Below are 25,867 nucleotides of genomic sequence, written 5' to 3'. Positions count from 1 at the left end.
TCAAAGCGGACTTGTTCGCCATATCAGCTCACCCCCGTGTGGCCGATGCCCCCTTCGGCCCGCGCACTCGCCTGGAACTCGTCAACGATATCGAGGCGAACCTGCACGACCGGGACGACAACGAGCTGGCAGATACGCTGTCCCGGCTCGATGCCGATGGGATCCGACCCGCGGTTCCAGCAGGAGATCTTGACCTCGCCCTGATAATCGCTGTCGATCAGGCCGACCAGGTTGCCCAGCACCAGGCCCTGTTTGTGGCCCAGACCGGAGCGCGGCAGCAGCACGGCAGCCAGTCCGGGATCATCGAGATGAATCGCCATGCCCGAGGGCAGCAGCGCTGTCTGGCCCGGCGCCAGACTCATTGGCTCGTCCAGGCAGGCGCGGAGGTCCATACCGGCTGAGCCGGAGGTGGCATACTCGGGCAATGGCCACTCGCGCCCGAGTCGCGGGTCAAGAATCCTGACTTTCAGGTCTTTCATCGGATCGGCTTTCCCTCTCAAGCATGCTGTCGGTGATGATAGCAACCAGTTCACGCGCCAGGGCCGTCTTCGACTGCGGCGCCAGGCTCCAGTGTCGCTCTGCGCTGAAGACTTCCAGCGCATTGTCTTCCGAGTCGAAACCCAGGTCCTTTCCGACCCGGTTGGCGGCGATCAGGTCGAGCCGCTTGGCCGCCAGCTTTCCGCGTGCCGCGGCTTCGACATCGCGCGTCTCGGCGGCGAAACCCGCGACCAGGCGGGGGCGGTCGGACAGGGCCGCCACCTCGGCCAGGATATCCGGATTGGGCACGAGTTCCACGGCCATGGATTCACCCGACTTCTTGATCTTGTCGTCGGCCTCGGCGGCTGGTCGGTAATCGGCCACGGCGGCCACGCCGACGAAACCGTCGGCGCCGGAAATGCACGCCATGACGGCTGCGTGCATCTCGCGCGCGGTCACTACATCGTGGCGTGTGACGCCGTGCGGCGTAGCCAGATGGGCGGGCCCGGCCACCAGGTCGACCTGTGCACCCGCTTCGGCCAGCGCACCGGCCACGGCAAAGCCCATCCGACCCGAAGACCGGTTGCCGATAAAGCGCACGGGGTCGAGCGGCTCATGCGTGGGCCCGGCGGTCACCACGAATCGAAGCCCGGCGAGCGAGTCCTCCGACCCGGCCACTGCAGCCACCAATTCTTCCGGCTCGAGCATTCGGCCCTGGCCCTGCTCACCGCAGGCCTGCGAACCCGCACCGGGCCCGAGTATCCGCATGCCGCGCGCTTGAAGTGTCGCGCAGTTATCGCGAACCGAGGCGGCGTCCCACATGACTCGATTCATCGCCGGCGCCAGCCAGATGCGCGCCTCGGTCGCCACGACGAGGGTCGACAAGAGATCGTCGGCCAGGCCGGCGGCAAAGCGGGCCAGGGCGTGGGCGGTGGCCGGCGCCACCAGGATCTCGTCGGCCCAGCGGGCCAGCTCGATATGTCCCATGCCGGCTTCGGCGTCCGGATCGAGCAGGTGGGTTCGAACACGATGACCGCTGACCGCCTGCAGGGTCAGCGGCGTGATGAAGGCTTCCGCACCCGCGCTCATGACCACGCGAACATGCGCGCCGGCGTCGCGCAGGCGGCGCACCAGTTCCGGCGTCTTGTAGGCGGCGATGCCCCCGGTCACGCCGACCAGTATGTTCTTCCCTTCGAGCGTGCTCATGAATTGTCGAGTCGATTTCCTACGCGGGAGCGGGACAAGGGCCGATTTTCAGGCCCGTACGTGCCGACCAGAATAACGGTTCTGGTCTCCAAGCTTAAGGGATATCATGCGAATCGCCGACTGGCCCATGACCGAACGCCCGCGAGAGCGTCTGCTGGCAAGCGGGCCGGCGGGACTGAGCGATGCCGAACTGCTGGCCATCCTGCTGCGCACCGGTGCCCGCGGCCGCTCCGCGCTGGACCTGGCCCGCCACCTGATCAATCACCACGGCGGCCTGCGCGGACTGCTCGAGGCGAACGTGGAGCAGTTTTGCGACACACCGGGCCTGGGCCCGGCCAAGTACGCCCAGCTGCAGGCCGCCCTGGAACTGGCCCGGCGCCACCTGCGCGAAAACCTGGAGCGCGGTCGGCCGCTGACCAGTCCGCAGGCGACGCGCGAATACCTGCGAGCGGCCCTCAGGGACCGGCCGCACGAAGTCTTCTGCGCCCTGCATCTCGATACGCGCCACCGCGTGATCGCCTTCGACGAGTTGTTCGCCGGCACCATCGATTCAGCCCACGTGCACCCGCGCGTGGTGGTCGAGAAAGCCTTGGGTCGCCGCGCGGCCGCCCTGATCGTCGCCCACAACCACCCTTCCGGAATCGCCGAACCCAGCCAGGCCGACCTGGCCATCACGCGCCGCCTGCGCGACGCGCTGGGCCTGGTGGATATCCGCCTGCTCGATCACTTCATCGTCGGCGACGGGGAAGTGGTGTCGCTGGCCGAGCGAGGGCTTGTGTGAGTCCCGTCAGGCCGATTCGCGGCGAATCGAGCAATCGAGGGACTCGAGCAGACCGTCCTTGAGACCGTAGATCAGCCCGTGCACGGACACGTTCTCGCCCCGACTCCAGACGCGCTGAATGACCGGCGTTTCGGCCACCCGGCTGACGCCCTCCATGACGTTGAGCTCGGCCAGGCGGTTCAGACGAGTCTCGCTGTCGCCGAGCGCATCGAGTTCATCGGCCTTGCGCCGGGCCACGCGCCGGATCGGCTCGACCCAGTGATCGGCCAGCCCGTGCACCATCTCCTCGGTTGCCGCGCGCACGCCGGCACAGCCGTAGTGCCCGCAGACCACGATGTCGCGTATGCCCAGCCCCTCGACGGCGAACTCCAGACAGGAGAGCAGGTTGAGATCGGCCGGATGAACCACATTGGCGATATTGCGATGCACGAAAATGCGCCCCGGATCACGACCGGTCACGACGTTGGCCGGCACACGCGAGTCGGCGCAACCGATCCAGAAATAATCCGGCTTCTGGACGGCGGCCAGGCGCTCGAAATAGTCAGGGGATTCGTTGCGGATGCCTTCCGCCCAGCGGCGATTGCCGCGAATCAGATCGTCTGGCATTGATTGGAATCTGCGTATTTGGGAACGGGAATCATTGTATATCGGTCCCCGAGTGTGCGCATCGGGGTCCGGCCTCGACGCCAGGGGTGGTTGTTACCACCGCACGCAGCGGCACCAACCAACCTAGCGCCACACCGTCCACAACGAAAAAACGCCGGGCAGAACCCGGCGTTTTCGAAGAGCCTCCGCGGAAGCGGAACCCTTACTTGATCTTGGCTTCCTTGTACATCACGTGCTTGCGCACCACCGGATCGTACTTCTTGAACTCCAGCTTGTGCGGAGTGTTCTTCTTGTTCTTGTCGGTGGTGTAGAAGTGCCCGGTTCCGGCACTGGAAACCATCCTGATCTTGTCACGCGCGCTATTGGCCATGATGGAGCTCCTTAAACGTGTTCGCCGCGGGCACGCAGGTCGGAAAGGACCTGGTCGATGCCGTTCTTGTCGATGATGCGCAGCCCCTTCGCCGAAACGCGCAGCTTGACCCAGCGATTCTCGCTCGCGACCCAGAAACGGTGGCTGTGCAGATTCGGAAGCGACCGCTTACGGGTTCGGTTGTTGGCGTGAGACACATTATTGCCGACCAGCGGGCCTTTGCCGGTCACCTGACACACTCGGGACATGACGAATGTTCCTGAAATTGGATTGGTTGCAAATCGAGCCGGACTTTATACCCCAGAATCGCCTTCAAATCAAGGATTACCCCGATTTTTCCAGCAGTCGTTCCAGGTCTGCGGCGATCTCGGACACGCCGAGACGGTCGAGCAGCATCAGGCGCGGCTCGAGGCCGGCATCGAATACGAAGATGGCCGAGCTGTGGCTGACCTCGTAGCTGCCGTCGTCGCGACGCTCCTCGTAGCCGTAAGTGGTGCGGTAGCGGCGCGTGAGCGCCTTGAGTTGTTTCTGGGTGCCGGTCAGCCCGAGCATGCGCTCGCTGAAAGCGTCGGTGTAATCGCGTAACTCCTGCGGGCCGTCACGCTCGGGATCAACGCTGATAAAGGCCAGCTGCAGCCGTTCCTGCTGCGCTTCGGGCAGTCGGCGCACGGCCGCGACCAGGCGGGCCAGGGTGGTCGGGCAGATATCGGGGCAATGGGTAAAGCCGAAGTACATCGCCACCGGGCGGCCCTCGAACACCTGCTCGGTCACCGTCTCGCCGGTCTCGGCGGTGAGTTCGAATTCAAGCTCGGGCATGAGCCCGTCGATGGACTTGCCGTGCCAGCCTTCCTCGCCGCAGGCGACCAGGGCCAGCAGGGCCGTCAGCACCAGGCCCGATCGAAACGGATTCATGACGAGGTCACCGGCACCACGGTAAAGGTGACGGTTCGCGTGGACGGCTCGATGCCCTCGAAGCCGAGATCGACATCCACTTCGTCTCCAACTTCAAGTTCGCGGGTCGCGCGCATCAGCATCAGGTGCAGCCCCTTGGGTTCGAAGGCCACGGTCTCGCCCGAGCCGACCAGCACCCCCTGGTCCTGGTGCTCCATGCGGGCGCCGCCGTCGGTCACCACCGTGCGGTGAATCATGACGTGCCCGAACGCGTCGGACGTTGCGGAGACCAGGCGGACTGGCTGGTCGGTGTGGTTGGCAATCGTGAAATAGCCGGCCATCGGTGCGCCGCCCGGCACCAGGCGCACGCGCGGGTTCTCGACCTCGATCGGCTCGGCCGGCGTCATGTCGGACACCCACCACAGCGCCCCGGCCAGGAGGATGATGACCAGCAAAACACCAGAAACGATTTTCATGCACTATCTCCTGTCGCTCGGTTGACCCGGCTCATGCTTCGGCCGGACGTACGGCGTTGCGCGCCGCATCGTCGTAGATCCAGAATCTCAATATCACCAGCGCGCCGACCACGCTCATCATCGCCGCCGGAATCCAGGTGATCAGCCCGCCGATATGCTGATCGGTCATCGGATCGAGCGGCCAGGCGCGGCCGCAAACGGCGTAGACCTCGAACCAGTTGGCGTCGGCGAAAGCAATGCTTGCCCCGATCACGATCTGCGGCACCATCACGGCGAACAAAAGCAGCACGCGCGTGCCGTATCCCAACCGGGGCGTGATACCACCGCGCCCCCGGTCGAACATCAGCCACCAGAACAGCAGCCCGTCGAGCGCCATCGACCAGTTCATCACCCAGTAGAGGGTCACGTTGAGCATGGCGTCGAAATGGATCTCCGGCGTCAGCCAGAAGGCGATCAGGCCGACGAACAATATGCAGGCAATCGCCGGCTGCTGCAGCCAGCGGTATACAGCGACCCAGATCGCACCCAGCCAGCGTCGTTCGGTGAACCAGGCGCGAACCGGTTGCGGAATGCCGCGCGCGAGCACCGGCGCCGGCATCGCCAGAGCGATCAGGAAGGGTGCGAGGTGGTGCAGCACCAGGTGCTGGCCGCGGTGCACGAAGAACATGTACTGCGACCAGTAGTCGAAGCGTGTCTGCGTGACCAGGTACATCAGCACCACGCCGAGCACGAAAGCGATGATCGGCCCGTAGCCGGGCAAGTCGTCGCCCGCGCTGTTGCGCAGCCCGTTGAAGTACAGCAGCAAGGCGCCCCAGACGCTGATCTGGACCAGCCAGCTGAACTCCCAGGGCACGAAAAATGCGAGAAACTCCGACACCGCGACCGATCTGCATGAGCAGGTTCTTATTTTAGTCCATGCTGGTGATCGGGGGGCCTTGGCTTGACCGGCCCGGAAAGGTGTCCGACTATCGTGTGAAGGGCTCCGGACGCTCGGCAGCTATCCTGTCGATGGTTCGCGGCAGAGATGAACTCGATGGGAGAAAGGCGCATGCGCAGCAGGCAGCAAACCGCAAGAATTCTCGGGTGGGCCGGCGTACTGCCGTTCGCCGCGTGGGCATTGGTGGCCTGGACCGGGGCCCCGGATTGGCTGCTCGACCTGTTGGTCGGCTACGGTGTACTGATCCTGGCCTTCATGGGCGGCACGCTCTGGGCCGCCGCGCTGGACAAGCCCCAGGAGCCGGAGGCCCCGCTGATCGCCAGCATTCTTCTCGTGCTCGCCGCCTTGCCCGCCTTCGTGCTGCCCACGATTTCCGCCGCACTCCTGCTGGCCGTCCTGTTCGCCCTGCACTGGACGGCGGAGCACCTGTGGGTGCGACACACCCAGCCGGGCTGGTATCGACGCATGCGCATGGGCATCAGCGCCACGGTCATCGCCCTGCTTGCGCTGACGGTCGTCATCGAAATCAGCGCCTGATGCACGCGGGCACAGGGCGAGCGCCAGACCCGGATTCAGTCCGGATTCAGCCAAGGTTGCGATACCTTGGGTATGCTGTATACATGGCATGAAGCGATGCGTTCGCGAACCGAAACGACGCGACGCCAAATGAACAAGACCGTAGAAAATGGAGCAACCCCAATGACCTGGAAACCGATTACCGTATTTTTCGTTTGTGCGGCCCTGGCCGCCCCGCTGGCCGCGCAGCAGCACACCAAGGACTATTCGGACCAGCTGCCCGACGACCTGCCCGAATTCGAGGAAGTCGACAAGAACGATGACTCGATGATTGACTGGGAAGAGGCCGAGGCCGTCGGCGTGCCGTCGGAAGTCTTCGACGCCGAGCAGGATGGAGGATTCCTGACGAAACCCGTATGGGACTACGTTATCCTGCGCAAGGATCCGTAAACCCCGTTCATTCGTGGAAAGAAAAAAGCGCCCGCACTGCGGGCGCTTTTTTGGTACTGAGCGGCGTCGTTACTCGATGATGAATTCGCCGCGCATCATGGCCACATGGCCGGGGAAGCTGCAGAAAAACTCGTAGTCCCCGCCGGCTTCCAGTCCGTCCAGGCTGAAGGTGACGCTGGTCGACTCACCGCCGCCGATCTGCTCGGTGGCCGCGATCACCCGATCGTCTCCGGGCTTGAGGTAATCGTTTTCCAGCCCGGCCGGGACGGCGTCCTGGGCAATCGCCTGAACGTCACCGCTTTCGGCCAGGACCCAGTTGTGGCCCATCTGCTCGACCGCCATCTTTCCGCTGTGGGTCAGCGTCAGCGTAACCTCCGAGCAGTCACTGCTGACCGTCAGCGAGTCCTTGTCGTATTTCATCTGGTCGTTACTGTCGATGGTCAGCTCGCAGTCCTGTGCCATCAGGCTGCCGGAAAGCGCCGTTGCGGCAAGCAGGCCACTGATGCGTAACAACATATTCATGTCTGTAACTCCTTGGGGCATTTCGGTTTGGGTGCGTATTACAGGATATGGGGGCGAGGTGGTCGCGGCATCAAGGCGTCTCGTGGCCCAATAAAAAACGGCCCCGGTGTCCGGGGCCGCAATTGCGTTGCCTGGGCCTGTCCTTACCGGCCGAGCTCGGTCGGCAGCGGCGGCGCTTCGTCGGGAATATCGTCGGAATGGTCTTCGAGCATCGCCCGGATCTGCTCGATGGCCGCCTGCAGCTGGCTATCGCGGCCGTTGTTGGTGGCGACCGGGTCGAGCTCGACGGCGATGTCCGGCGCCACGCCCTCGTTTTCCACCGACCAGTTGTTGTCGGCGTCGACAAAGCGGAAATGCGGCACCGTCATCGTTCCGCCGTCGACGAAGCCCGGATTGGCATAGATGCCGATCAAGCCACCCCAGGTGCGCGTGCCCAGCAGCGGGCCGATGTCGAGCTCACGGAAAGCGTAGGGCAGGTAGTCGCCGCCGGAGCCGGCGTCCTGGTCGATCATCATCAGCTTGGGTCCGTGCATGGCACCGAAGGGCGTGCGCGAGATTTCGCCGTGCCGGTAGACCCAGTTGGACAGGTGCGGGCGAGAGAGCACCTCGACGATGTAGTCGGCCGCCTGGCCGCCGCCGTTGCCGCGCTCGTCGATGATGACCGCCTCGCGGTCGAGCTGGGCGAAGAACATCCGGTTGAAGAAGGTGTAGCCGGCTCCGGCGGTATTGGGCAGGTAAACGTAGCCCACGCGGCCGTCGGTCGCTTCGTCGACGGCCTTTCGGTTGCCCTCGACCCAGGCCCAAAGGCGCAGCTCGCCTTCGCTGTCGACCGGCTCGACGATGATCTCGCGCGCGTCGTCACCGTCCGGGTCCGGCCCGACCGTCAGGATCACCTGCTCGCCGACGGTGTTGTAGAGGTGTTCGTAGAGATTGTCGTCTGCGGTGATCTCGCGGCCGTTGACCGCAAGGATGTACTCGCCCACGCGCGCTTCGTTACCCGGCTGGTTGAGCGGCCCCTGCAGGAAAGCATTCCAGGACTCGCCGGTATAGATACGTTCGATCCGCCAGCGGTCGTTCTCGATGGTGAAATTGGCGCCGAGCAGGCCTGCGCCGGGACCGGACTCGCTATGGACGTCACCGCCGCCGACACGGTTATGGCCAGCGTGCAGCTCGGCGATCATCTCGACCATCAGGGCGTTGAGGTCCTCGCGCCGGCCAACGTGCCCGACCAGCGGACGGTACTGTTCGTACACCGCATCCCAGTCGAGACCGTGCAGGTTGTCGGCGTAGAAGAATTCCTTCTGCATGCGCCAGCCCTCATCGAAGATCTGCGCCCATTCGGCCTCGGGGTCGATCCGCATGCGCAGGCCCGACAGGTCGACCGCCTCCGGCTCGATCTTCTCCCCGGCCTCGGCCACCTGGACCGATCCATTCGAGCTGACCAGGAGGTGACTGCCGGCCGAGCTGATATCGAAGCTGTTGAGGCCGGTGAAGACCGTCGAGGCTTCGCGTTTTTCGAAATCGAAGCGCATCAGGCGATTCTCGTCGACGCGGTTCTCGCCGGGCATTTCCACGGTCGAGCCCGGCTGCGGATAGCGCATCCAGAACAGGCTGCCGTCGCCGGCGACCTGCAGGCCGCGGTAGTTGCCCTTGGCCACCGGCAGGGCGACCATGCGCTCAGCCAGGCCGTCGAAGTCGATGCGAACCTCGACGTCCTTGTCGTCCTTGTCCTTGCCGTTGTCCTCGCCGTTCTTGTCGCCGTTTTCATCACCGTTTTCCTCGTCCGGCTCCTCGTCGCCGGTGCGCGGGGCCAGCGGCGACTCGGCGTCTTCGGCCAGCACCAGGGCGTAGATACCGGCGCGGTACGGGCGCTCCTGCGTCGACATGTCGAGGCCGAACTGGATCGGCCCGGCATTGGTCGAGGCGGCCATATAGAGGTATTTGCCGTCACGACTGAAGACCGGCGAGGCCACGTCGGCCATGCCGTCGCTGACCCGCGTCGACTGGCCCGAGTCGAAATCGTGAACCATCAGGTCACTGAGGTAGTTGTCGCGGTTGAGCGTGTAGGCCAGCCATTGGCCGTCCGGCGAGAAGGCGACGTCGTAATTGCCCATGCGGGCCGAGCGCGCAATCTCGTCGCGATCACCGTCTTCGAGATCGATCACGAACAGGCTCACGCCGTTGTCGGAGTAGGCGATGCGACCCTCGGAGGCATCCCAGGCTTCGAGCTGGTAGAAGTCCGCGCCCAGCTCGTGGCGTTCGCTCACCTCGCCGTGCTGGTCGGCGACCACCAGTTCCTGGCCATCGAGCGACTCGACAATCCAGGCGATCCGGTCACCCTCGGGCGACCACAGGGCCGGGTATTCGCGCTGGCCGTCGGATACGGTCAGGTTGCGGGTCGAGCCGTGCTCGACCGGCACCGTGAAGATCTCACCGCGGGCGGTGACGAGTACGCGCTTGCCGTTGGGCGAGATCCCGACACGCTCGATGTTGCCCTGGACGCTCTGCCACTCGGTGCGCTGTTGCGGCAGGTCGGGGTTGAGCGCGATCTCGAGGGTGCGGCGCTCGCCGCTGGCGATATTCAGTTCGTGCAGTTCGCCGCCGGCTTCGAACACGATGTGTTCGCCATGGCCATCGGCCCAGTGCACGTCCCAGTCGGCCTGGTCGGTCAGGCGCTCGATCTCGCCCGAGGCGGTGTCGAACGCGTGCAGGTTCAGGCGCTTTTCGTGGCGGTCGGAAATGAAGACCACCTGCTCGCCCATCCAGAAGGGCTGGATGTCGTTGACGCGATCGCCGGGAACGTCGACCACATCGCCCTCGCCGGGCTCGATGATGCGGATCGACGGCGTGGTGCCGCCGCGATAGCCGCGCCAGCCGGCCGAACCGCCGTAGAGGCCGTTGTAAGCCGGGCCGTGGTCGATATAGGCCAGCCGTTCGCCGTCTTGATCCCAGCGCCCGCGGAAAAAGCGTGCTTCCATCTGCCTGGCCGGCGCACCGCCGTCGACCGGCACGTGCCACAGTTGCGCCGAACGACCGTGGTCGGTCTCGCGACGCGAGGCGAAAGCGACTTCGCTGCCGTCGGCGCTCCAGCCGACCGGCACGTCGCTGCCCGGATGCCAGGTCAGCCGCATCGGCTGGCCACCGTCGACATCGATGATATAGACGTCGGTGTTGCCCTCGTACTCGGCGGCATAGGCAATGCGCTTGCCGTCGGGCGAGAAGTAGGGGTTGTTCTCTTCGGCCGCCGCACTGGTCAGGCGACGCGGCTCGTTGCCGTCGCGGTCGCTGATCCACAGATCGCCGGCATAGACGAAGGCCAGGTGATCGGCCGAAACGGCGGGGTGGCTGAGCAGGCGGGTCGGCTCGCCATCGTCGCTTGCGAAAACTTCCGAAACGCCGAACAGCACGAGGGCCGCCGACACGCAGGAAACAATGCTTTTCATGGAATATCCCGATGATTGACTGGACACAGGACGGCCAAACTAACCGATCGGGCGCGGACTTGCATCCGCCACAAGTCACGAATGTAAATGAAAAAGGCCCGGCCACCGCGAGGTGACCGGGCCCTGTCCTCTTTTCAGGACTTATCGCGTGAAAGCGATCAGAAGTTGACCGTCACGCTGTCCGAGCAGGTGCTCGTACCGGCTTCGCACACCTGGAAGGTGTAGCTGCCGCCGCCACGATTGTTGCTCGACCAGGTGTAGGCACCGTCGTTGGCCGTGGTGTCGATCACACCGCCATCGAGATAGATATCGACGTTGGTGGACTCGGCACCGTCCCAGGCCAGATCCACGTTGTGACGACCCTTCACCTTGTAGCCAGAAGCAGACAGGGTGATGCCGTCGCTGACAGGCTCTTCGACCGTCACGTCCTGGCTGGTCGAATTGGTGGCGCCATCGTCGTCGGTCACGGTCAGGGTCACGGTGTAAGCACCACCGGCCGCGTAGCTGTGGCTGGCGGTTTCACCGCTGCCCGAGCTGCCGTCACCGAAGTCCCAGGCGTACGAGGCAATCGAACCGTCGCTGTCGCTGGAACCCGAACCGTCGAAGCTGCAGCCGAGGTCCGTGCACGAGGACGTGAACGAGGCCGTCGGTGCTTCGTTTTCCTCGGTCGGAGCGCTGACGGTGACCGTCTGGCTGTCGCTGTCGCTGGCTTCGCCATCGCTGACCGTCAGGGTCACCGTGTAGCTGCCATCATTGGCATAGGTGTGGCTGGCCGTCGAACCGCTGGCCGTGCCACCGTCGCCGAATTCCCAGCTGTAGCTCAGCGAATCGCCGTCGGCATCGCTGGAACCCGTACCGTCGAAGTCACAGCTCAGGTCGGTGCAGGAGTAGGTGAACGAGGCCGTCGGTGCGGTATTTTCGTCACCGCCGCCGTCACCGCCGAGGTAGGCAACCGCGTCGGCAGCCTGAACCAGGCCGTAACCGTAGCTGTTGTCGCGACCGGCATCGCCCAGGTCTTCAGCCGTGGCCGCCAGGGCATCGCGGATTTCGGTAGCCGTGGCCGTCGGAACCTGGCTCCAGACCAGGGCGGCAACACCGGCCACGTGCGGGCTCGCCATCGAGGTGCCGTCATAGCTGTCGTAGCCGTCGGCCGGGGCGGTGGACTCGGTCGAGACCGTTGCATTGCTGCCCAACTGAGTCAGCATGTCGGCACCGTTGGTGTCGCTGGTGCTCACTGCCGGAATGCTGGAACACGATTTCCAGGACGGTCCGCTGCACTCGATCACACCCAGGAATCCGCCGGATTCATTGTTGTAGATGATCGCGGCCGCACCACCGCCGGATTCGACGTTGGCGACCTTGTCACCGAAAGAAATCGAGCCGCGTTCGCACAAAACGACATCGCCGGACCAATTGCCGGCGCTGTCACAAAGGCCGCCGTCAACCAGGCCACCGGAAGCAGTCGTGCTTGCCGAGCCGTCAAGGGCCGAAACCGTATAGCTCGAACCGTTGACTTCCGCCGTTGCGCTGATGGTGGGCACCGTGCTCATCACAGCTACACCCGGGGCAGCCAGTTCGACTGCGCTGTTCTTTTGCGAGAAATCAGCAACCGACTTGTTTTCGTCGATCGCGGCAACGGACACCACGGCCGGATAACTGGCCGGGTAGCTGAGGTTGGTTGTACCGTCGTTACCCGCCGCGGCAATCGACAGGACACCTTGGTCAAGCAGATCCTGGAAGCCCTGCTCGGCCGTGCTCGAAGCACCGCCACCGCCCAGGCTCATGTTGATCACGTCCGCGCCGGCGTCGGCACACGCATAGGCGGCCTCGATGACGCCGGAGCTGTAACTCCAATCGCAGGAGCCGGAAGTCCAGTTGTCATCGCCGAAGACCTTGGCGATGGTCAGGTTGATGTTGGCGCCCGGCATCACGCCGATCACGCCATCGCCGTTGTTGACGGCAGCAACCGTACCGGCAACGTGCGAGCCGTGACCGCAGCTATCGACGAACGGATCACCGCTGCCGCTGAGGTTCAGTCCGTTGACCGGGTTGGCTTCCAGGTCGAAGTGACCGGCGTGGTAACCCGAATCGATGATGCAGACGTTCTTGCCGCCGGCATTCGAATCGCTGACCTGGTCGGCCTGGGTCATCGTGATGCCATAGGGCACGGTCTCGGCCATCGGGTAGACCCGCGAGTCTTCCTCGATGTTGAGCACGTTGGGATTGTTGCGCAGGCCGTTGAGCGCCTGTTCCGGCAAGGTCGCCGCCACCGCGTTGACGCTGCGGTTGGTCAGGTCGATCTTGACGTCGCCCCCCATGGCGGAAACGGCCGCCTTGCCCTGGCCGGCAGCGCCGGGGGCAAACTGGATGATGTAGCGGCCGTCTTCGGCCAGTGCGGCCCCGGACAGCAGCAGGCCGGCAGCGCCCGCGAGCGCGGCCAGTCTCGATGCTCGATGATTCATGAATGTTCCTCCACTAAGAAGATGGGTTGGGGTGACCTTGTCCTCGCATCCCGTTTCCCCGTCTCGTCCCCTTGGGGCCTGGTATCGCGCTCAGACTCGCCTTCCGCCGCCACGGCGGCGATTCTCGATTCCTGATTGATGCGCTTCAAGGACAATATTTTGTGGTCTTTTGATGCAAATACGCCACTTCTTGTGAAGCAGCGCATCTTTTCAGCATGAACACATTAGCAACCCCTTGTCAAGGCAATAGGCGAAAAAAGCGCCGTGCTACCATCCGCTGAACGGCCGGGAGGAGGCCGTACAACCAGGCGGCACGGCCATGCCGTTTCCGTCGTTACTCATTCGGGAGGGAATGCAGTCATGAGCGGCATCTACATCACCTTTGCACTCTATTTCGTGGTCTTGCTGGCCCTGGGCATCATCGCCTGGCGGCGCACGCAGGATCTTTCCGATTACATCCTTGGCGGGCGATCGCTGGGTAGCGGGGTCACGGCCCTGTCGGCCGGCGCGTCCGACATGAGCGGTTGGCTGCTGCTGGGCCTGCCCGGGGCGGCCTATCTCAGCGGCCTGGAGGCCGGCTGGATCGCGCTGGGCCTGCTCATCGGCACCTGGCTGAACTGGCTGGTGGTCGCCACGCGGCTGCGCACCGCCACCGAGCGGCTCGACGACTCGCTCACCCTGCCGGATTACTTCCAGCGCCGCTTCGCCGACAATTCGCGCATCCTGCGCATCCTGCCCGGCATCTTCATCTTCATCTTCTTTTCGCTCTACGTCAGCTCCGGCCTGGTCGCCGGCGGCCGGCTGTTCGAGGAAGTCTTTGGCCTGTCCTACATGTGGGCCGTGTCGACCGGCGTGCTGGCGATCATCATCTACACCTTCATGGGCGGCTACCTCGCGGTGAGCTGGACCGATGCCCTGCAGGCGCTGCTGATGCTGCTGGCGCTCGTGGCGGTACCGCTGATGGTGTTCGGCACCGGCGATACCGGGCTGTTCGAGGCCGTTCGCGACAAGAACCCCGAGCTGCTCAATCCGTTCACCGATGCTTCTGGCGAAGCGATCGGTTTGATCGCGATTATCTCGGCGATGGCCTGGGGCCTGGGCTACTTCGGCCAGCCGCACATCCTGGCGCGCTTCATGGGCATCCACAAAGCCAGCCAACTGGTCGCCGCACGGCGTATCGCCGTGAGCTGGGCCGCCATCGGCCTGACCGCCGCCGTGCTGGTGGGCCTGGCCGGTATCGGCGGACTCGAGACCACGCTGACCGGCGCCGATACCGAAAAGGTCTTCATGCGCCTGGTCGAGGTGCTCTTCCATCCGCTCGTGGCCGGCATCTGCCTGGCGGCGATCCTGGCTGCCGTCATGTCGACGGCCGACTCGCAGCTGCTGGTCGCCTCCTCGGTGGTGTCCGAGGACTTCTGGAAGGGCCTGCTTCGACCCGGCGCCAGCCAGACCGAGCTGGTCTGGGTGGGGCGCATCTCGGTGATCGCGATCGCCCTGGTCGCCTTGTGGTTCGCCCGCGACCCGGACAGCAAGGTGCTCGACCTGGTCTCCTATGCCTGGGCCGGACTGGGTGCGGCCTTCGGGCCGGTGATCGTGATCTCGCTGTACTGGTCCCGGATGAGCCGTGCGGGCGCGATTGCCGGCATGCTCGCCGGCGGCGTGACAGTGCTGGTCTGGCAGCCGCTCGAAGGCGGTTTGTTCGACGTCTACGAGATTCTGCCCGGCGCCATCTTCGCAGCCCTGGCGGCCTGGATCTTCAGCCTGATCGTTCCGGACGACCGCGCCACCGAGCAGTACCAGCGCATGCTCGACTGACCGGGTGCCCGGCTGACGATGAGCAAGCGTACCGGGCGACTGACGCCGCTCAGACGGCGGGTTCTCGATGCTGAGTTCGAGCGGCTGCTCGAACTCGACGAAAGCCAGCGCAGCGAGCGCCTTCACCGCCTCGCCGAGCGTTGCCCTCGCCTGACCCGGTGGCTGGGCCCGCTGCTCGAGGCGCTTTCGGACAAGGCCGACCACCTCGAGGCCATGATCCGCGAGGTCGCCGACTCGGCGGTCACCGAGCTCGACGGCGACGATGCCGAGCTGCCGAAGGGCACCCGCCTGGGCGCCTGGGAGCTCACGCAACTGGTCGGGCGCGGCGGCATGGGTCACGTCTACCGCGCCGAACGGGCCGACGGCGCCTTCGAGATGGAGGCCGCCGTCAAGGTCATTCGCATGCGGCGCGATCGCCGGTTGCGTACCCGCCTGACCCTCGAGCGTCAGCTCCTGGCCCGGCTCGATCATGCCAACATCGCGCGCATCCTCGACGGCGGAACGACGGACGACGGGCAGGCCTGGCTGGTCATGGAATGGGTTGGCGGCCGGGACCTGCATCGCTGCCGCGATGACCACGTCGGCGACTGCCTCGCCTGTCTCGGCCACTTCCTGCCGCTGGCCGAAGCGGTCAGCCACGCCCACCAGCGCCGGGTCGTCCACGGGGACATCAAGCCGGCCAACGTCCGCGTCGGCGACGACGGCCGGGTCAGATTGCTGGACTTCGGTGTGGCCCGATTGCTTGCCGGCGAGGCCGACGACCCGCACAATCGCATTCGTGCCCTCACGCCGGCCTGGTCGGCGCCTGAACTGCGAGCGGGCGAACCGGTATCGACGCAATCCGACCTCTGGTCGCTGGGCGCGCTGCTCTTCTGGATGCTCACCGGTGACCGCCTGGACCCGGAGCTTGCCGACGACGCCCGACTCCTGGCAATGCGCCTGGGCCGGCACTGCCCGCGTCGTGACGACCTGGCCGCAATTATTGCCACGGCTGGCGCGAGCCGCCCCGAAGACCGCTACGCTTCCGTCACCGACCTGATTCGCGACATCGAGCGCTACCGCCGCTGTGAACCGGTGCAGGTCCGCACCCCGAGCCGCCGTTACGTGACCACCCGTTTTGTCCAACGCAACCCGTTTGCCGTGGGCCTGAGCACACTGGCCGCCGTCCTGCTGGTGCTTGGACTGGCGGGAACCAGCTGGCAGGCGCAGCAGGCGGCCGTAGAACGCGACCGCGCGCGGCTGGAAGCCGGCAAGACCGAACGGGTGAGCGAGTTCCTCATCGGGCTTTTCGAACAGGCCGATCCCTGGCGCGCGCGCCAGCGGGAACTGAGCGCGCGTGACCTGGTCGACCGCGGTGCCGAACGCATCCGCGTCCTCAACGAGTCTCCGCAGGTCCAGGCCGAAATGTACCGGATCCTGGCACGCGTCCATCGCGGTCTGGCCGATTACGAACAGGCCGGGCGGCTGGCGCTGGAGGCGGTCGAAATGCTCGAATCCGAGCCCGGGGCCACAGCGCTGGTGCGAGCCGAGGCCTGGGCCCTCAGGGCCAATACCCTCGCCTCGCAGGGGCGTTACCGCGAGGCCGAGTCTGCCCATCGTCGAGCGCTGGCGATGGTCGCTGACGAAGCGCCGCCGGTTCGCGCCGGTTTCATCAACGGCCTCGGCCTGACGCTCTACTCCCTGGGTCGCCTCGACGAGGCTCGCGAACTCCTGGAACGAGCCCTGGCCATTCGCCTGGAACACCAGCCGGGCAGTGCCGAGCTGGCCGAGTCCCACAACAACCTGGCACTGCTGCATGCCACGGCCGACCGCAACGAACTGGCCCGCGATCACTACGAACGCGCCATCGAACTGCGCCGGAGCGTGCTCGGCGAGGACCATCCGACCACGAGCTTTTCGCTGACCAACCTGGCCTCGCTGCTGGTTCAGACCGGCCGGGCCGAGGAAGCGCTGCCGGCTTTTCGCGAGGCCCTGGCGATTCGCCGCAATGCCTTCAATGCGGATCATCCGGCCGTGGGCAGCGTGCTCTACCAGATGGGCTGGGCGTACGCCAACCTGGAGCAATACGACGAGGCCGAAAAATACTACGAACAGGCGCTCGCCATCCGCGAGGCCAGTATGGGCAATGACCACCCCTCGGTCGCCGTGCTGTACAACGCCATGTCCAGCGTGGCGAGGGCGCAGGGCAACCATGCCGAAGCCCTCGAACTGCTCGAAAAGGCGCTCAGGATCTACCGCAGCCGCTACGGCGAGTCCCATCACGATATTGCGCTCGTCCTCGGGAACCTGGGCGCCACTCACATGGTGCTGGGCGACTTCGAACGCGCTGTCGGCCTGCTCCAGCGCGCGCTGGAGATGAATCGCGCCGAACTCGGCGAGCGCCATCACCACGTCGCCGACAACCTCAGAACCCTGGCCGAGCTGCATTTCCAAAGCCGCGATTTCGAGCAGGCGTCCGAATATGCGCGACAGGCCCTGGGTACGTACCAACAACTTCACGACGAGGCGCCGCACCCGGCACTGGCCGATACCCGGCAACTGCTGGAGAAGATCGACGCCGGGCGTTGATGCTTCCCTCACACAAACCGCACAAGTCCTTCATTTCAGCTTGATCCCGCCTTCATCGCCCCGGCGCATGATGCGTCCATCGCCGATACGGGCGACTGACTGAAACCAACCGGAGATCAAGCATGAACGTTCGCAAACTGATTACGCTCGCTGGCGCCACCCTGGTCCTGGCCGCCTCCACGGCAGTTCTCGCCGACCATCACGGCGGCAAGGACAAGGATCATGGCATGAAGGAAAGCAAGAACATCGTCGAGACGGCCGTCGCCGCCGGCCAGTTCGACACCCTGGTAACCGCGATCAAGGAAGCCGGCCTGGTCGAAACGCTCTCGGGCGAAGGCCCGTTCACCGTCTTCGCACCGACCGATGAGGCCTTTGCGAAGATTCCCGAAGCCGACCTCAACGCGCTGCTCGCCGACAAGGCTGCCCTGACCGACGTGCTCACCTATCACGTGGTGGCCGGCAAGGTCATGGCCGCCGACGTGGTCGGGCTGTCCGAAGCCGAGACCGTCCAGGGCTCGACGGTCGATATCACGGTCGACGGTGATACCGTCATGATCGACGGCGCCACGGTCATCAAGACCGACATCGAAACCTCAAACGGCGTCATTCACGTCATCGATTCGGTGATCATGCCGTAACGTTTCCATCCCTTGCGGGAAGGGAAATGGGCGCCCACTTCGGTGGGCGCTTTTTTGTTTGGAATAGGCACCTTCACGCCTTGGGGCGTTGGATAGGTTGGCGACACCGGGCGCGGTGTCGACCTCGACAAGTCAAAGGCTGTTTCGCCCGGCCTGCTTCGCAGGCTCTTGCGGCGAGTTACTTTTTTCTCGCGCGAAAAAAGTAACCAAAAGCGCGCTTAAAAGATTGCGGACGCGCCGCAGGACTATGGAGGCGTGCGGGCTTCAGTATTTTGCCTCCATCTTCGCTCTGGCTCCGTCTAGACACATGGCGTCTCCGACGTCCCCAGGGCGTAATCTGCACTCTGACAGCCCGATCTCGATCACCCCGGCTTCGGCGAGGCCGCTGAAGATGACTTCGAGTGAATGAGCGTTTGCTTCAAACCCGCGGCACCGCCCTCGAATGCTCGCTTTCGAAGTCGTAAGGCTGCGTGCAGGCCTGTCCAAGCACACGTCGCAAGCCCGCCTGCGTCTCAGAGATTTCAAACGAAGCCCCAGACAAAATACTGAAGCCACTCCCGCTGCAAGTCCCGAGAGGAAAATCGCCTGCTTTTGACTTTAAGCGCGCTTTTGATTCCTTTTACCGCGCGAGGTAAAAGGAATTCGCCGCAAGAGCGCGCGAAGCGCGCCGGGCGAAACAGCCTTTGAAGTGTCGGAGCCCCCACCGCACCCGGTGCCATCAATAAACAAACGATGACACCCAAAGCAAGTGCGCCCCACAAAAATGTGGAGCGCACCGAATGACCGCTCTGGCGTCACTCCCCGCTATAGCGTTCGAACCACGCCAGGATATGCGCCACCTTGCTCATCAACTGGGTTGGCCGGTTGCTCAGGCTGTGCGAACTGTCGGGGATGCGCACCAGCGCCGCCGGCACGTCGCGCAGCTTGAGTGCCTGGTAGTACTGCTCGGATTCCGGCATGGGGGTGCGGTAGTCGGCCTCGCCGGTGAGCAGCATGGTCGGTGTATTGACCTCGCCCACACGCGAGATGGGCGAATAGGTCATGTAGTGCTCCGGGTCTTCCCAGGGCATGGCCGGGAACCAGTACTTCGAGAAAAACGCCGAGGCGTCGGCATACAGCGCGAAGCTGAACCAGTTGATCACCGGCTTGGCCACCACGGCTGCGCGGAAGCGGTCGGTCTTGCTGATCGCCCAGGCGGAGAGCACGCCGCCGCCGCTGCCGCCGGTGATGTAGAGCCTGTCGGAATCGACGTAGTCGCGGCCTTCGACAGCGTCGACCGCGCTCATGAGGTCGTCGTGGTCCTGCGAGGGATAGGCGTGGTGGATCAGCTGCGCGAATTCCTCGCCGTAGCTGGTCGAACCGCGCGGGTTGACGTAGAGCACCAGGTAGCCGGCCGAAGCGAACAGCTGCATCTCCGAGGCGAAGCGCGGGCCGTAGTCGGCGTGCGGGCCGCCGTGAATCTCCAGGATCAGCGGATACTGCTTGTCCGGATCGAAATCGGCGGGCTTGACCAGCCAGGCCTGGATGCGCCGGTCGTCATGGCTCGATTCCACCCAGAGTTCCTCGGCGTTGGCGATGTCGCGGCCGGCGAACAGCACGCCGTTGATATCGGTCAAGCGCGTGTTCTCACCATTGCGGCCCACGGCTACGTCGGCCGGATGCGTGACATCGGTCAGCGGGAAAGCGTAGCGGCCGTTCTCACTGACCGAAAAGCTGCCTGAACCGTAGGGCCGGCTGTTGGAGACCCCGCCCATGTCGGCCGCCAGTTCGCGCATGTCGCCGCCGAGATCGGTATAACCCAGCCGGGTCACGCCCTCGCTGGTGTATCGGAAATAAAGCCCGCGCGAGCGCCGGTCCCAGACGGGCTGGACAATCGGCCGGTCGAGCTCGGCCAGCAGTTGTTCGTAGTCGCCGGTTTCGCGGTCGAGCACATACAGCCGCGGCATGTGGTAGCTCATGCGCTCGTCGTCGAAACCGGTAAACGCGATGTAGCGACCGTCGGGGGAGACCGCCGGTGAACCGTGGCTGACTTCGCCCTCGGTGAGCTGTTCGATCTCGCCCGAGTCGATATCGAGACGGTGGAGATGGGAGCGAACCGGCTCGTGTTCGGCATCGTCACCCAGGTTGGCGGCGAAGATCAGCGACTCGCCGTCGGGCGTCCACGCCGGGTTACTGCCGTGGTCGAGTTCGCCTTCGGTGAGCTGGCGCGGCGCACCGCCGTCGGCGGCGATCACGAACAGGTGCCGATCGCCGGGCTTGAGATAGCCGGCGCCGTCCTGGCGGTAGTGCAGTCGATCGATCACTTTTGCCGGCTCGGCCCAGTCGGCGCCTTCAGGCTTGCGCGGCAGCTGGGCCATGGGCTCGTCGGGCGTCTCGACCAGCATGCTGAAGGCCAGGTATCGCCCATCGGGCGACCAGGTGATGCCCGAGGGGGCCGCCGGCAACTGCGAGAGCTGGGTGGACTGGCCGGATTCCAGCCACAGGACATGCAGCTGCGCGCCGCCTTCGCCGGCACGCACGAAGGCCACGCGCTCGCCGTCGGGCGAGAACGCCGGCGACAGGTCACGCTGCATGCCGCTGGTCAGGGGCCGGTGACCATCGCCGTCGGAATCGATGCGCCAGAGGTTGGAGCGCCAGCGATCGGCCTGGCGGTCGGCGAAATTACGTACGTAGACCACCTGCTCGCCATCGGGCGCGATCTGCGGATCGGCAGCCCACTCCATCGCGAACAGGTCCTCGAGCGAGAAGGGCGCGGCCAGGGCCGGCAGCGGCAACAGGCAAACGAGCAGCACAACGGAGACAAGGCGTTTCATGGGCAAATTTCCTGTGGATCGGTTTTGAATGCAGGCGAACATCATACGATGGACACGTCGGCGTGCGGGGTCCCGGCTCAAGGCCGGGACGACAGCTCGATTAGCTGTCCCGGATCGCCTCGTGCCATTCAGCCGGATCGACCTTGAAGCACTTCTGCATTTCCTCGTACAAGTCCGGGTGCTCGCGCTTGAGCTGGTGGGGCTTTTCGTAGAAGGTCTCGACCAGCACGGCGAAGAATTCCTCCGGCGCGGTGGCGCCGTAATGATCGAGCAACTCGCGTGTGCCTTCACCGGCCTCGCGCCTGAGCTGCTCGAATTCGCGCTTCATCACCCGCGCCCAGCTCACGTATTGCGAGCGCTGGTGCAGGATCGGCGCGCCGTCGACCGAACCGTCGGCGCCGTCGAGCTTGTGCGCGAACTCGTGCAGGATCACGTTGTGGCCGTCCTTGATGTCGCGACTGCCGGCCAGGGCGGAGTCCCAGGAGAGCACCACCGGCCCCCGGTGCCAGGATTCCCCGAGGCGGGCGGAGGGCCCGACCGACTGAACCACGCCGTCGTAGCTGGTGTGCTGCGACACGAAGGTGCTGGGATAGAGATAGATGCTCGAGAAATTGGCGTACTCGTCGTGCGGCCGGTTGAGCAGGAGAATGCAGGCGTTGCCGGCAATGGTGACCCGCATTTCGTCGGTGATTTCGAGCCCCTGGAAGCCTTCGAAGGTCTTGTCGTGCAGGAACAGCTGGATATGCCCGTGCAGTTCTTTTTTAAGATCCTCGGGCAGGCCTCGGTACAGCGGCACGTTGCGCTCGAGCATTTCGCGCCATTCTTCCGGCGGCGGCGTATCGGCGATCGCGCGGCGACGATTCCGGCGCCAGCGACCCCAAAACCACCAGGCCAGCGCCGCGCCGGCAACGATGAAAAGAATCTCCATGCCGGCCATGATCGGCACCCGCGGCCTGGAAGGCAAGGGGCGGGGCCGCTAGAATTCGTCAAGGGAGGGCACGCACGGGGAAGTTATGTCAGACGCCATGACACAAGCACGCGATCACTGTCCGGACTGCGACAAGAAGCTGCATCCGCAGGAAATGGAAGTGCTGTTTCGCGGCCGCAATCTCGACTGCTGGTACTGCACGGCGCCGCTGAAGGCGCGAACCGCGGGGCATCTTTCGACCATTACCCAAGCGGCGGTGGGCGCCGTGCCGCTGCTCGACACGCTCGTCGGCAACAATCCCCCGTTCTGGATGACCTACGTGTTTGCCGGGCTGGTCATCGCTGCGATCCACGTCCTGCCGCCGGGCCTGATCAAGGGCGCCCCCTGGGTGCGCATCGTGCGCAAGCCCATCGGCTTGAAGTGGTTCAACGACTGAAGCGCGGGAGCAACGATTCGCGTCAATCGCGAACGGCCGTTTGCACCCACTGGAACGAGTACCAGTAAAAGTCGCCGCTGCCGTCGGACGCCGGTGCGGTGCAGTTGAGCTTGTTGCGGCCGGTCGAGCCGCCACCGCCCACCTCGATGTTGAGCGCGTGGGGCGGGCCTTCCTCCAGGCGCGTTTCCAGGCGCTCGCCGCCGCCGGAAAAGCAGGCGATCTGCGCCTGCCGGTAGCCGCCTTCGGCCAGTTTCAGGCGCAGGGACTCGACCGGGCCGCGCACCTCGTCACCGGTCGGGGTCGGCTGCGCCTCGGTAACCGGCAGGGCGCGCGAATTCACCGCCAGGGCAAAGCGATCCATGCCGTCGAAGCCGCTGGCCATCGGAAAGCGCGGCACCGACAGCGGATCGGTGTATTCGCCGACCGCACCCGAGCGCTGCGCCAGGGCGAATTCATGCCGACCGCCAACCACTTCCGCGAGCGCGGAAGAATCCTCACCGTAGGGATAAGCGAAGAGATCCGGCTCAGCGCCGATTTCCTCCGAAATGCGGCTAGCGGCACGTTCAATGTCGGCCTCCACCCGCTTCTCCCAGTCCGACTCTCGCTCGTTCTCCTGCCGGGCGATCAGGTGGCCGTGGCTGGCGCTGTGGTTGCCGATGGTCACGCCGTTTTCGTGCAGCTTCCGCAACTGGTTCCAGTCCATGTACGGCGAATGGCCGGCGTCAACGGCATCGGTGTTGACGAACACGGCAAACGGCCAGCCACGCTCGCGCAGTTTTGGCCAGGCTTCGGTAAAGACGGACTCGTAGGCATCGTCGAAAGTAATGGCAACCACCTTGTCCGGCACCGCCTCCTCGCCGTCGATGGTCGCGTTCAGCAGGCGAGCGAGCGGCCAGACCTCGAAATCATGTTCGTCCAGGTACTCGAGATGCGCTTCAAAACGTTCGGGCGTAACGCTGGTCGACGGCGGCGTCTCGTCGCTGACGTGGTGGTAGAGCAGGATCACGCCATGCCCCTCCTGGGCCGAACCGGCCGGCGCGCAGCCGGCCAGCAAGGCGATCAAGGCAAGCCATCGCACCATTTACTTTCCTCCGGCGGATGCCGCTGCGGCCGTGGAGCCCGAAGTCTTGTCGGTCACCTGCCCGATCAACTCCCGGTTGGCCCGAATGATCTGCTTGATCTCCTCGACATAGGCCTCGCGGCGCTCGGAGTAGCGGATGAGGCCGTCGGCCAGCGACAGCGCGCGCGGGCGTAACTCCGCTTCGCGCTCCGCCTCCCGGATGCGGCGCAGCGGCAGGTAGGAAGCGTGCGTATTGAGATTGTTGATATAGCGCCGCACAGAATGGCGCACCGAATCGAACGCGGCGACTTCGTGCGCGGCATCGCTATTGCGTCGGCCGGGGACGATGCCGCAACCGCGAACGTAGCACCAGTGCCCGAACAGGTTGTTGCCCAGCCGGGCGAACCGCGAGCGGCCCCAACCCGATTCCTTGGCGGCCTGAACCAGCGCCAGCGGCGTCGGCACCATGTCGACCCGACGCAGCAACAGCGACAGGGTTTCCTCGCGCGAGTCGCCCGGCCAGGCCAGCTCGTACTCGGCGGCGAGCTTGCGCATCCAGTTCCGATCGAACAGCGGCAGCGACTGGCCGTCCTCGACCTTCGGGGCGACCTCGAGCAATTTGCGACGCTGCTCGAGCACGCGCTCGTTCTCGCTTTCGACGATCGGCGTCAGGAATTCGAAAAATGCTTCCTTGCGCAGATCGGCCCGTTCGATTTCGGTGAAGTCGGGCAGGGTCTCCGGTTCCGGACCGAGCAGCGCATAGAGGGCAAGCAGCGCCATGGCAACAAGCGCCGCGCCTTCGCCGCCCCACTGCGGCGGCAGTCGGTCGATCAGTCTCGCGGGTGCTTTTTCGTCTCGTTTTACCTTGTCAGTCATGGCCATAGTTTGCCACCAAGCGGCGAAATTCACCGTTAAGGACGGGTAATTATCAGAAAAGCGAGGGCAGCCTCTTACGACGAGTCGGCATGCCGCCGGAAGAAATCGGCCAGGTTCGGTGGATGGTAACGGGCATCGTCGCGCCACCGCCGCTCTGCGCTGGCGTCCACGATTTCGCCGGAATGCCTGGGCGGTTCGTCGGCAATCGGTCGATGCCAGCGCGGAATCAGCCGGAACAGGCCGCGGCGGCTGCGCGCCGGGCCCTGGAAGACATCGGGTTCTGTCGAAACCGTGTCGAACGCCAGCCCGCACTGACGTGCCTGGCGCATCATCCAGTCGAAGGTAATGTCAGACAACCCTTCGTTCGCAGTGCCGCCGCCGACGTCGCCGTGGACACCGACGAACCAGCGCTGCTCCATGGTCTGCTCACCGGCGTCGGGATGACGCCGCCAGCGCGTGGCCTTGAAATGCCGACGTTTCTCGTCGATGGCCAGTGCGTGATAAGCACAGCGCACGCTCGGCCCGAGCCGGGTGTCGTGGAACTGCACGCGTCGGCTGAGCGGGCTCTTGTGAAGCAGCAGGGGATTGCCCAGTGCGCCGACCGTATCCCACACGCCGATGAACTGAATCGGCGTCAAGTGTCCCCAGGTGAAGCGTTCGCGAAACTGCTCCGCCTTTTCCGCGTCCGGATGCTTGAGCGGCGAGCGCGACTTGTACAGGTCGAAAGCCGCGTCGACGCGATCGGCGAATTCGTGCTTGAGAATGCCGGCGTTGTGGATCATGCCGGCGAGACTGCGCACGGTGAAAGCGCCGCGGCTGTAGCCGAACAGGAACAGCTCGTCGCCGGGCTCATAATGCTGCACGACGAAACGGTAGGCATCCTTGAGGTTGTCCGACAGGCCCCAGCCGGTGGCGCCGGCAAACCAGCGATAGAGCCAGCCACCGTCGCTGCCCACGCCCGGCCCGTAGTAGATACGCTGCTCGACCCCCAGCGAATCAGTCCCGGCCACCGCTTCGGCCAGACGCAAGACATTCGTCGGCGCCGGCTCACCATTGCGCTCGCGGTCGGCCGAACTCCAGGTCCCGTCGCAGCAGATGACAATGCGCTTCATGGCCCAATCCCCGGTCTCCCGGAGCGATGCTACTGCTGCGGAACCGACGCTTCAAATCCACCCACATTGTCGTCCCGGCCAACGAGCCGGGACAGCAAGTACGTTAGGTGCTCTCAAGAGTTGTCGTCCCGGCCGAAGAGCCGGGACCTCGCACGCCGGGTATCGACTGGGCCCGACTGAGTGCCGAGTTCAAAGGTGCGAGATCCCGGATAACCGCTACGCGGTTTCCGGGACGACAGGGATATAGCTACAGGGCATATTCGATGATCATTTCCAAGGCCTCATCCCGCGAGATGACGCCGTCGTGGTCGAGATCGAACTCGTCGAAGATCTTCGAGCTCACGCCCAGACCGTGCTCGCCGGTCAGGCAGCGCACCAGTTCGACGAATTCACCGCGCGAGAGCACGCCGTCGCCGTTGGTATCGACTTCCTTGAACATCGCGTCGACCAGTTCTTCGCGTTTCATGCCGGTACTACTCCGTGA

General features: G+C 64.8%; 24 protein-coding genes. 7 read left to right on the top strand and 17 right to left on the bottom strand.

The window, feature by feature from the left end; translation table 11 throughout:
• Positions 1-23: 23 nt before the first annotated feature.
• Together dut and coaBC are read right to left on the bottom strand one after the other, a co-directional pair.
• Complete coding sequence (gene dut, locus ACDC66_RS00560) at positions 24-479, bottom strand: dUTP diphosphatase (protein WP_376694724.1); 456 nt, start codon at positions 477-479, stop codon at positions 24-26.
• Positions 451-1,683 carry a bifunctional phosphopantothenoylcysteine decarboxylase/phosphopantothenate--cysteine ligase CoaBC gene (gene coaBC / locus ACDC66_RS00555; RefSeq protein WP_376694723.1) on the bottom strand — a complete coding sequence of 411 codons (1,233 nt, stop codon included), beginning with the start codon at positions 1,681-1,683 and terminating at the stop codon, positions 451-453. Before coaBC ends, dut begins: the two co-directional genes overlap by 29 nt.
• 106 nt (positions 1,684-1,789) lie before the next feature.
• Between coaBC and radC the strand changes: the two genes are divergently transcribed.
• Positions 1,790-2,464 carry a RadC family protein gene (gene radC, locus ACDC66_RS00550; protein ID WP_376694722.1) on the top strand — a complete coding sequence of 225 codons (675 nt, stop codon included), beginning with the start codon at positions 1,790-1,792 and terminating at the stop codon, positions 2,462-2,464.
• A 6-nt stretch (positions 2,465-2,470) separates the two neighbouring features.
• On the opposite strand, the gene ACDC66_RS00545 is transcribed toward radC, so the two are convergent.
• The 6 genes from ACDC66_RS00545 to ACDC66_RS00520 all read right to left on the bottom strand — a co-directional run bounded on the left by ACDC66_RS00545 (position 2,471) and on the right by ACDC66_RS00520 (position 5,684).
• Positions 2,471-3,070, bottom strand: coding sequence for a carbonic anhydrase (locus tag ACDC66_RS00545; RefSeq protein WP_376694721.1), 600 nt, complete (start codon positions 3,068-3,070; stop codon positions 2,471-2,473).
• A gap of 202 nt (positions 3,071-3,272) precedes the next feature.
• Complete coding sequence (gene rpmG, locus ACDC66_RS00540) at positions 3,273-3,440, bottom strand: 50S ribosomal protein L33 (RefSeq protein ID WP_164228181.1); 168 nt, start codon at positions 3,438-3,440, stop codon at positions 3,273-3,275.
• Between the two features lie 11 nt (positions 3,441-3,451).
• Positions 3,452-3,688 carry a 50S ribosomal protein L28 gene (gene rpmB / locus ACDC66_RS00535; protein WP_376694720.1) on the bottom strand — a complete coding sequence of 79 codons (237 nt, stop codon included), beginning with the start codon at positions 3,686-3,688 and terminating at the stop codon, positions 3,452-3,454.
• Between the two features lie 76 nt (positions 3,689-3,764).
• The gene (locus ACDC66_RS00530; RefSeq protein WP_376694719.1) at positions 3,765-4,352 is read right to left on the bottom strand and encodes an SCO family protein; all 588 of its coding nucleotides are present in this window, start codon (positions 4,350-4,352) and stop codon (positions 3,765-3,767) included.
• Positions 4,349-4,807: a copper chaperone PCu(A)C gene (locus ACDC66_RS00525; protein WP_376694718.1), complete on the bottom strand. Its 459-nt coding sequence runs from the start codon at positions 4,805-4,807 to the stop codon at positions 4,349-4,351. Before ACDC66_RS00525 ends, ACDC66_RS00530 begins: the two co-directional genes overlap by 4 nt.
• A 31-nt stretch (positions 4,808-4,838) precedes the next feature.
• Entirely contained in the window at positions 4,839-5,684 is an 846-nt protein-coding gene (locus tag ACDC66_RS00520) for a cytochrome c oxidase assembly protein (RefSeq protein ID WP_376694717.1), read from the bottom strand.
• A gap of 171 nt (positions 5,685-5,855) precedes the next feature.
• Here ACDC66_RS00520 and ACDC66_RS00515 point away from each other — a divergent pair, with 171 nt between their 5' ends.
• Positions 5,856-6,281 carry a DUF3429 domain-containing protein gene (locus ACDC66_RS00515; RefSeq protein ID WP_376694716.1) on the top strand — a complete coding sequence of 142 codons (426 nt, stop codon included), beginning with the start codon at positions 5,856-5,858 and terminating at the stop codon, positions 6,279-6,281.
• Positions 6,282-6,443: 162 nt separating this feature from the next.
• Positions 6,444-6,710: a hypothetical protein gene (locus ACDC66_RS00510; protein WP_376694715.1), complete on the top strand. Its 267-nt coding sequence runs from the start codon at positions 6,444-6,446 to the stop codon at positions 6,708-6,710.
• A gap of 69 nt (positions 6,711-6,779) precedes the next feature.
• Here the strand turns inward: ACDC66_RS00510 and azu are convergent, their stop codons facing one another.
• The 3 genes from azu to ACDC66_RS00495 form a co-directional block, all read right to left on the bottom strand.
• Positions 6,780-7,232 carry an azurin gene (azu, locus tag ACDC66_RS00505; RefSeq protein WP_376694714.1) on the bottom strand — a complete coding sequence of 151 codons (453 nt, stop codon included), beginning with the start codon at positions 7,230-7,232 and terminating at the stop codon, positions 6,780-6,782.
• A gap of 143 nt (positions 7,233-7,375) precedes the next feature.
• On the bottom strand, positions 7,376-10,675 hold the full coding sequence (locus ACDC66_RS00500) for a S41 family peptidase (protein WP_376694713.1): 3,300 nt from the start codon (positions 10,673-10,675) through the stop codon (positions 7,376-7,378).
• 158 nt (positions 10,676-10,833) lie between these two features.
• A complete protein-coding gene (locus tag ACDC66_RS00495; protein ID WP_376694712.1) occupies positions 10,834-13,137 on the bottom strand; it encodes a PKD domain-containing protein in 2,304 nt (767 codons plus the stop codon).
• 360 nt (positions 13,138-13,497) lie between these two features.
• Between ACDC66_RS00495 and putP the strand changes: the two genes are divergently transcribed.
• The 3 genes from putP to ACDC66_RS00480 all read left to right on the top strand — a co-directional run bounded on the left by putP (position 13,498) and on the right by ACDC66_RS00480 (position 18,158).
• A complete protein-coding gene (gene putP, locus ACDC66_RS00490; RefSeq protein WP_376694711.1) occupies positions 13,498-14,952 on the top strand; it encodes a sodium/proline symporter PutP in 1,455 nt (484 codons plus the stop codon).
• Positions 14,953-14,970: 18 nt separating this feature from the next.
• Positions 14,971-17,520 carry a tetratricopeptide repeat protein gene (locus ACDC66_RS00485; RefSeq protein ID WP_376694710.1) on the top strand — a complete coding sequence of 850 codons (2,550 nt, stop codon included), beginning with the start codon at positions 14,971-14,973 and terminating at the stop codon, positions 17,518-17,520.
• A 122-nt stretch (positions 17,521-17,642) separates the two neighbouring features.
• Positions 17,643-18,158, top strand: coding sequence for a fasciclin domain-containing protein (locus ACDC66_RS00480; protein WP_376694709.1), 516 nt, complete (start codon positions 17,643-17,645; stop codon positions 18,156-18,158).
• 794 nt (positions 18,159-18,952) lie between these two features.
• Here ACDC66_RS00480 and ACDC66_RS00475 read toward each other — a convergent pair.
• Both ACDC66_RS00475 and ACDC66_RS00470 read right to left on the bottom strand, forming a co-directional pair.
• Positions 18,953-20,971: a S9 family peptidase gene (locus tag ACDC66_RS00475; RefSeq protein ID WP_376694708.1), complete on the bottom strand. Its 2,019-nt coding sequence runs from the start codon at positions 20,969-20,971 to the stop codon at positions 18,953-18,955.
• 100 nt (positions 20,972-21,071) lie between these two features.
• On the bottom strand, positions 21,072-21,899 hold the full coding sequence (locus tag ACDC66_RS00470; RefSeq protein ID WP_376694707.1) for a M90 family metallopeptidase: 828 nt from the start codon (positions 21,897-21,899) through the stop codon (positions 21,072-21,074).
• A 97-nt stretch (positions 21,900-21,996) separates the two neighbouring features.
• On the opposite strand from ACDC66_RS00470, the gene ACDC66_RS00465 reads away from it, so the two are divergent.
• Entirely contained in the window at positions 21,997-22,335 is a 339-nt protein-coding gene (locus tag ACDC66_RS00465; RefSeq protein WP_376694706.1) for a hypothetical protein, read from the top strand.
• A gap of 22 nt (positions 22,336-22,357) precedes the next feature.
• Here ACDC66_RS00465 and ACDC66_RS00460 read toward each other — a convergent pair whose 3' ends face one another.
• The 4 genes from ACDC66_RS00460 to ACDC66_RS00445 all read right to left on the bottom strand — a co-directional run bounded on the left by ACDC66_RS00460 (position 22,358) and on the right by ACDC66_RS00445 (position 25,849).
• Positions 22,358-23,416 (bottom strand): polysaccharide deacetylase family protein, encoded by a 1,059-nt coding sequence (locus tag ACDC66_RS00460; protein WP_376694705.1) that lies wholly within the window; start codon positions 23,414-23,416, stop codon positions 22,358-22,360.
• Entirely contained in the window at positions 23,417-24,271 is an 855-nt protein-coding gene (locus tag ACDC66_RS00455) for a glucosaminidase domain-containing protein (protein WP_376694704.1), read from the bottom strand. It lies immediately after the preceding gene.
• Between the two features lie 74 nt (positions 24,272-24,345).
• A complete protein-coding gene (locus ACDC66_RS00450) occupies positions 24,346-25,383 on the bottom strand; it encodes a DUF2235 domain-containing protein (protein ID WP_376694703.1) in 1,038 nt (345 codons plus the stop codon).
• Positions 25,384-25,630: 247 nt separating this feature from the next.
• A complete protein-coding gene (locus tag ACDC66_RS00445) occupies positions 25,631-25,849 on the bottom strand; it encodes an EF-hand domain-containing protein (RefSeq protein WP_376694702.1) in 219 nt (72 codons plus the stop codon).
• Between the last annotated feature and the right edge of the window lie 18 nt (positions 25,850-25,867).

Origin of the sequence: Wenzhouxiangella psychrophila (genome assembly GCF_042310375.1) — a bacterium.
Lineage (GTDB): Bacteria > Pseudomonadota > Gammaproteobacteria > Xanthomonadales > Wenzhouxiangellaceae > Wenzhouxiangella.
Note: the sequence above shows the minus strand (reverse complement) of the source record. Positions and strands in the feature narration are given on the sequence as shown.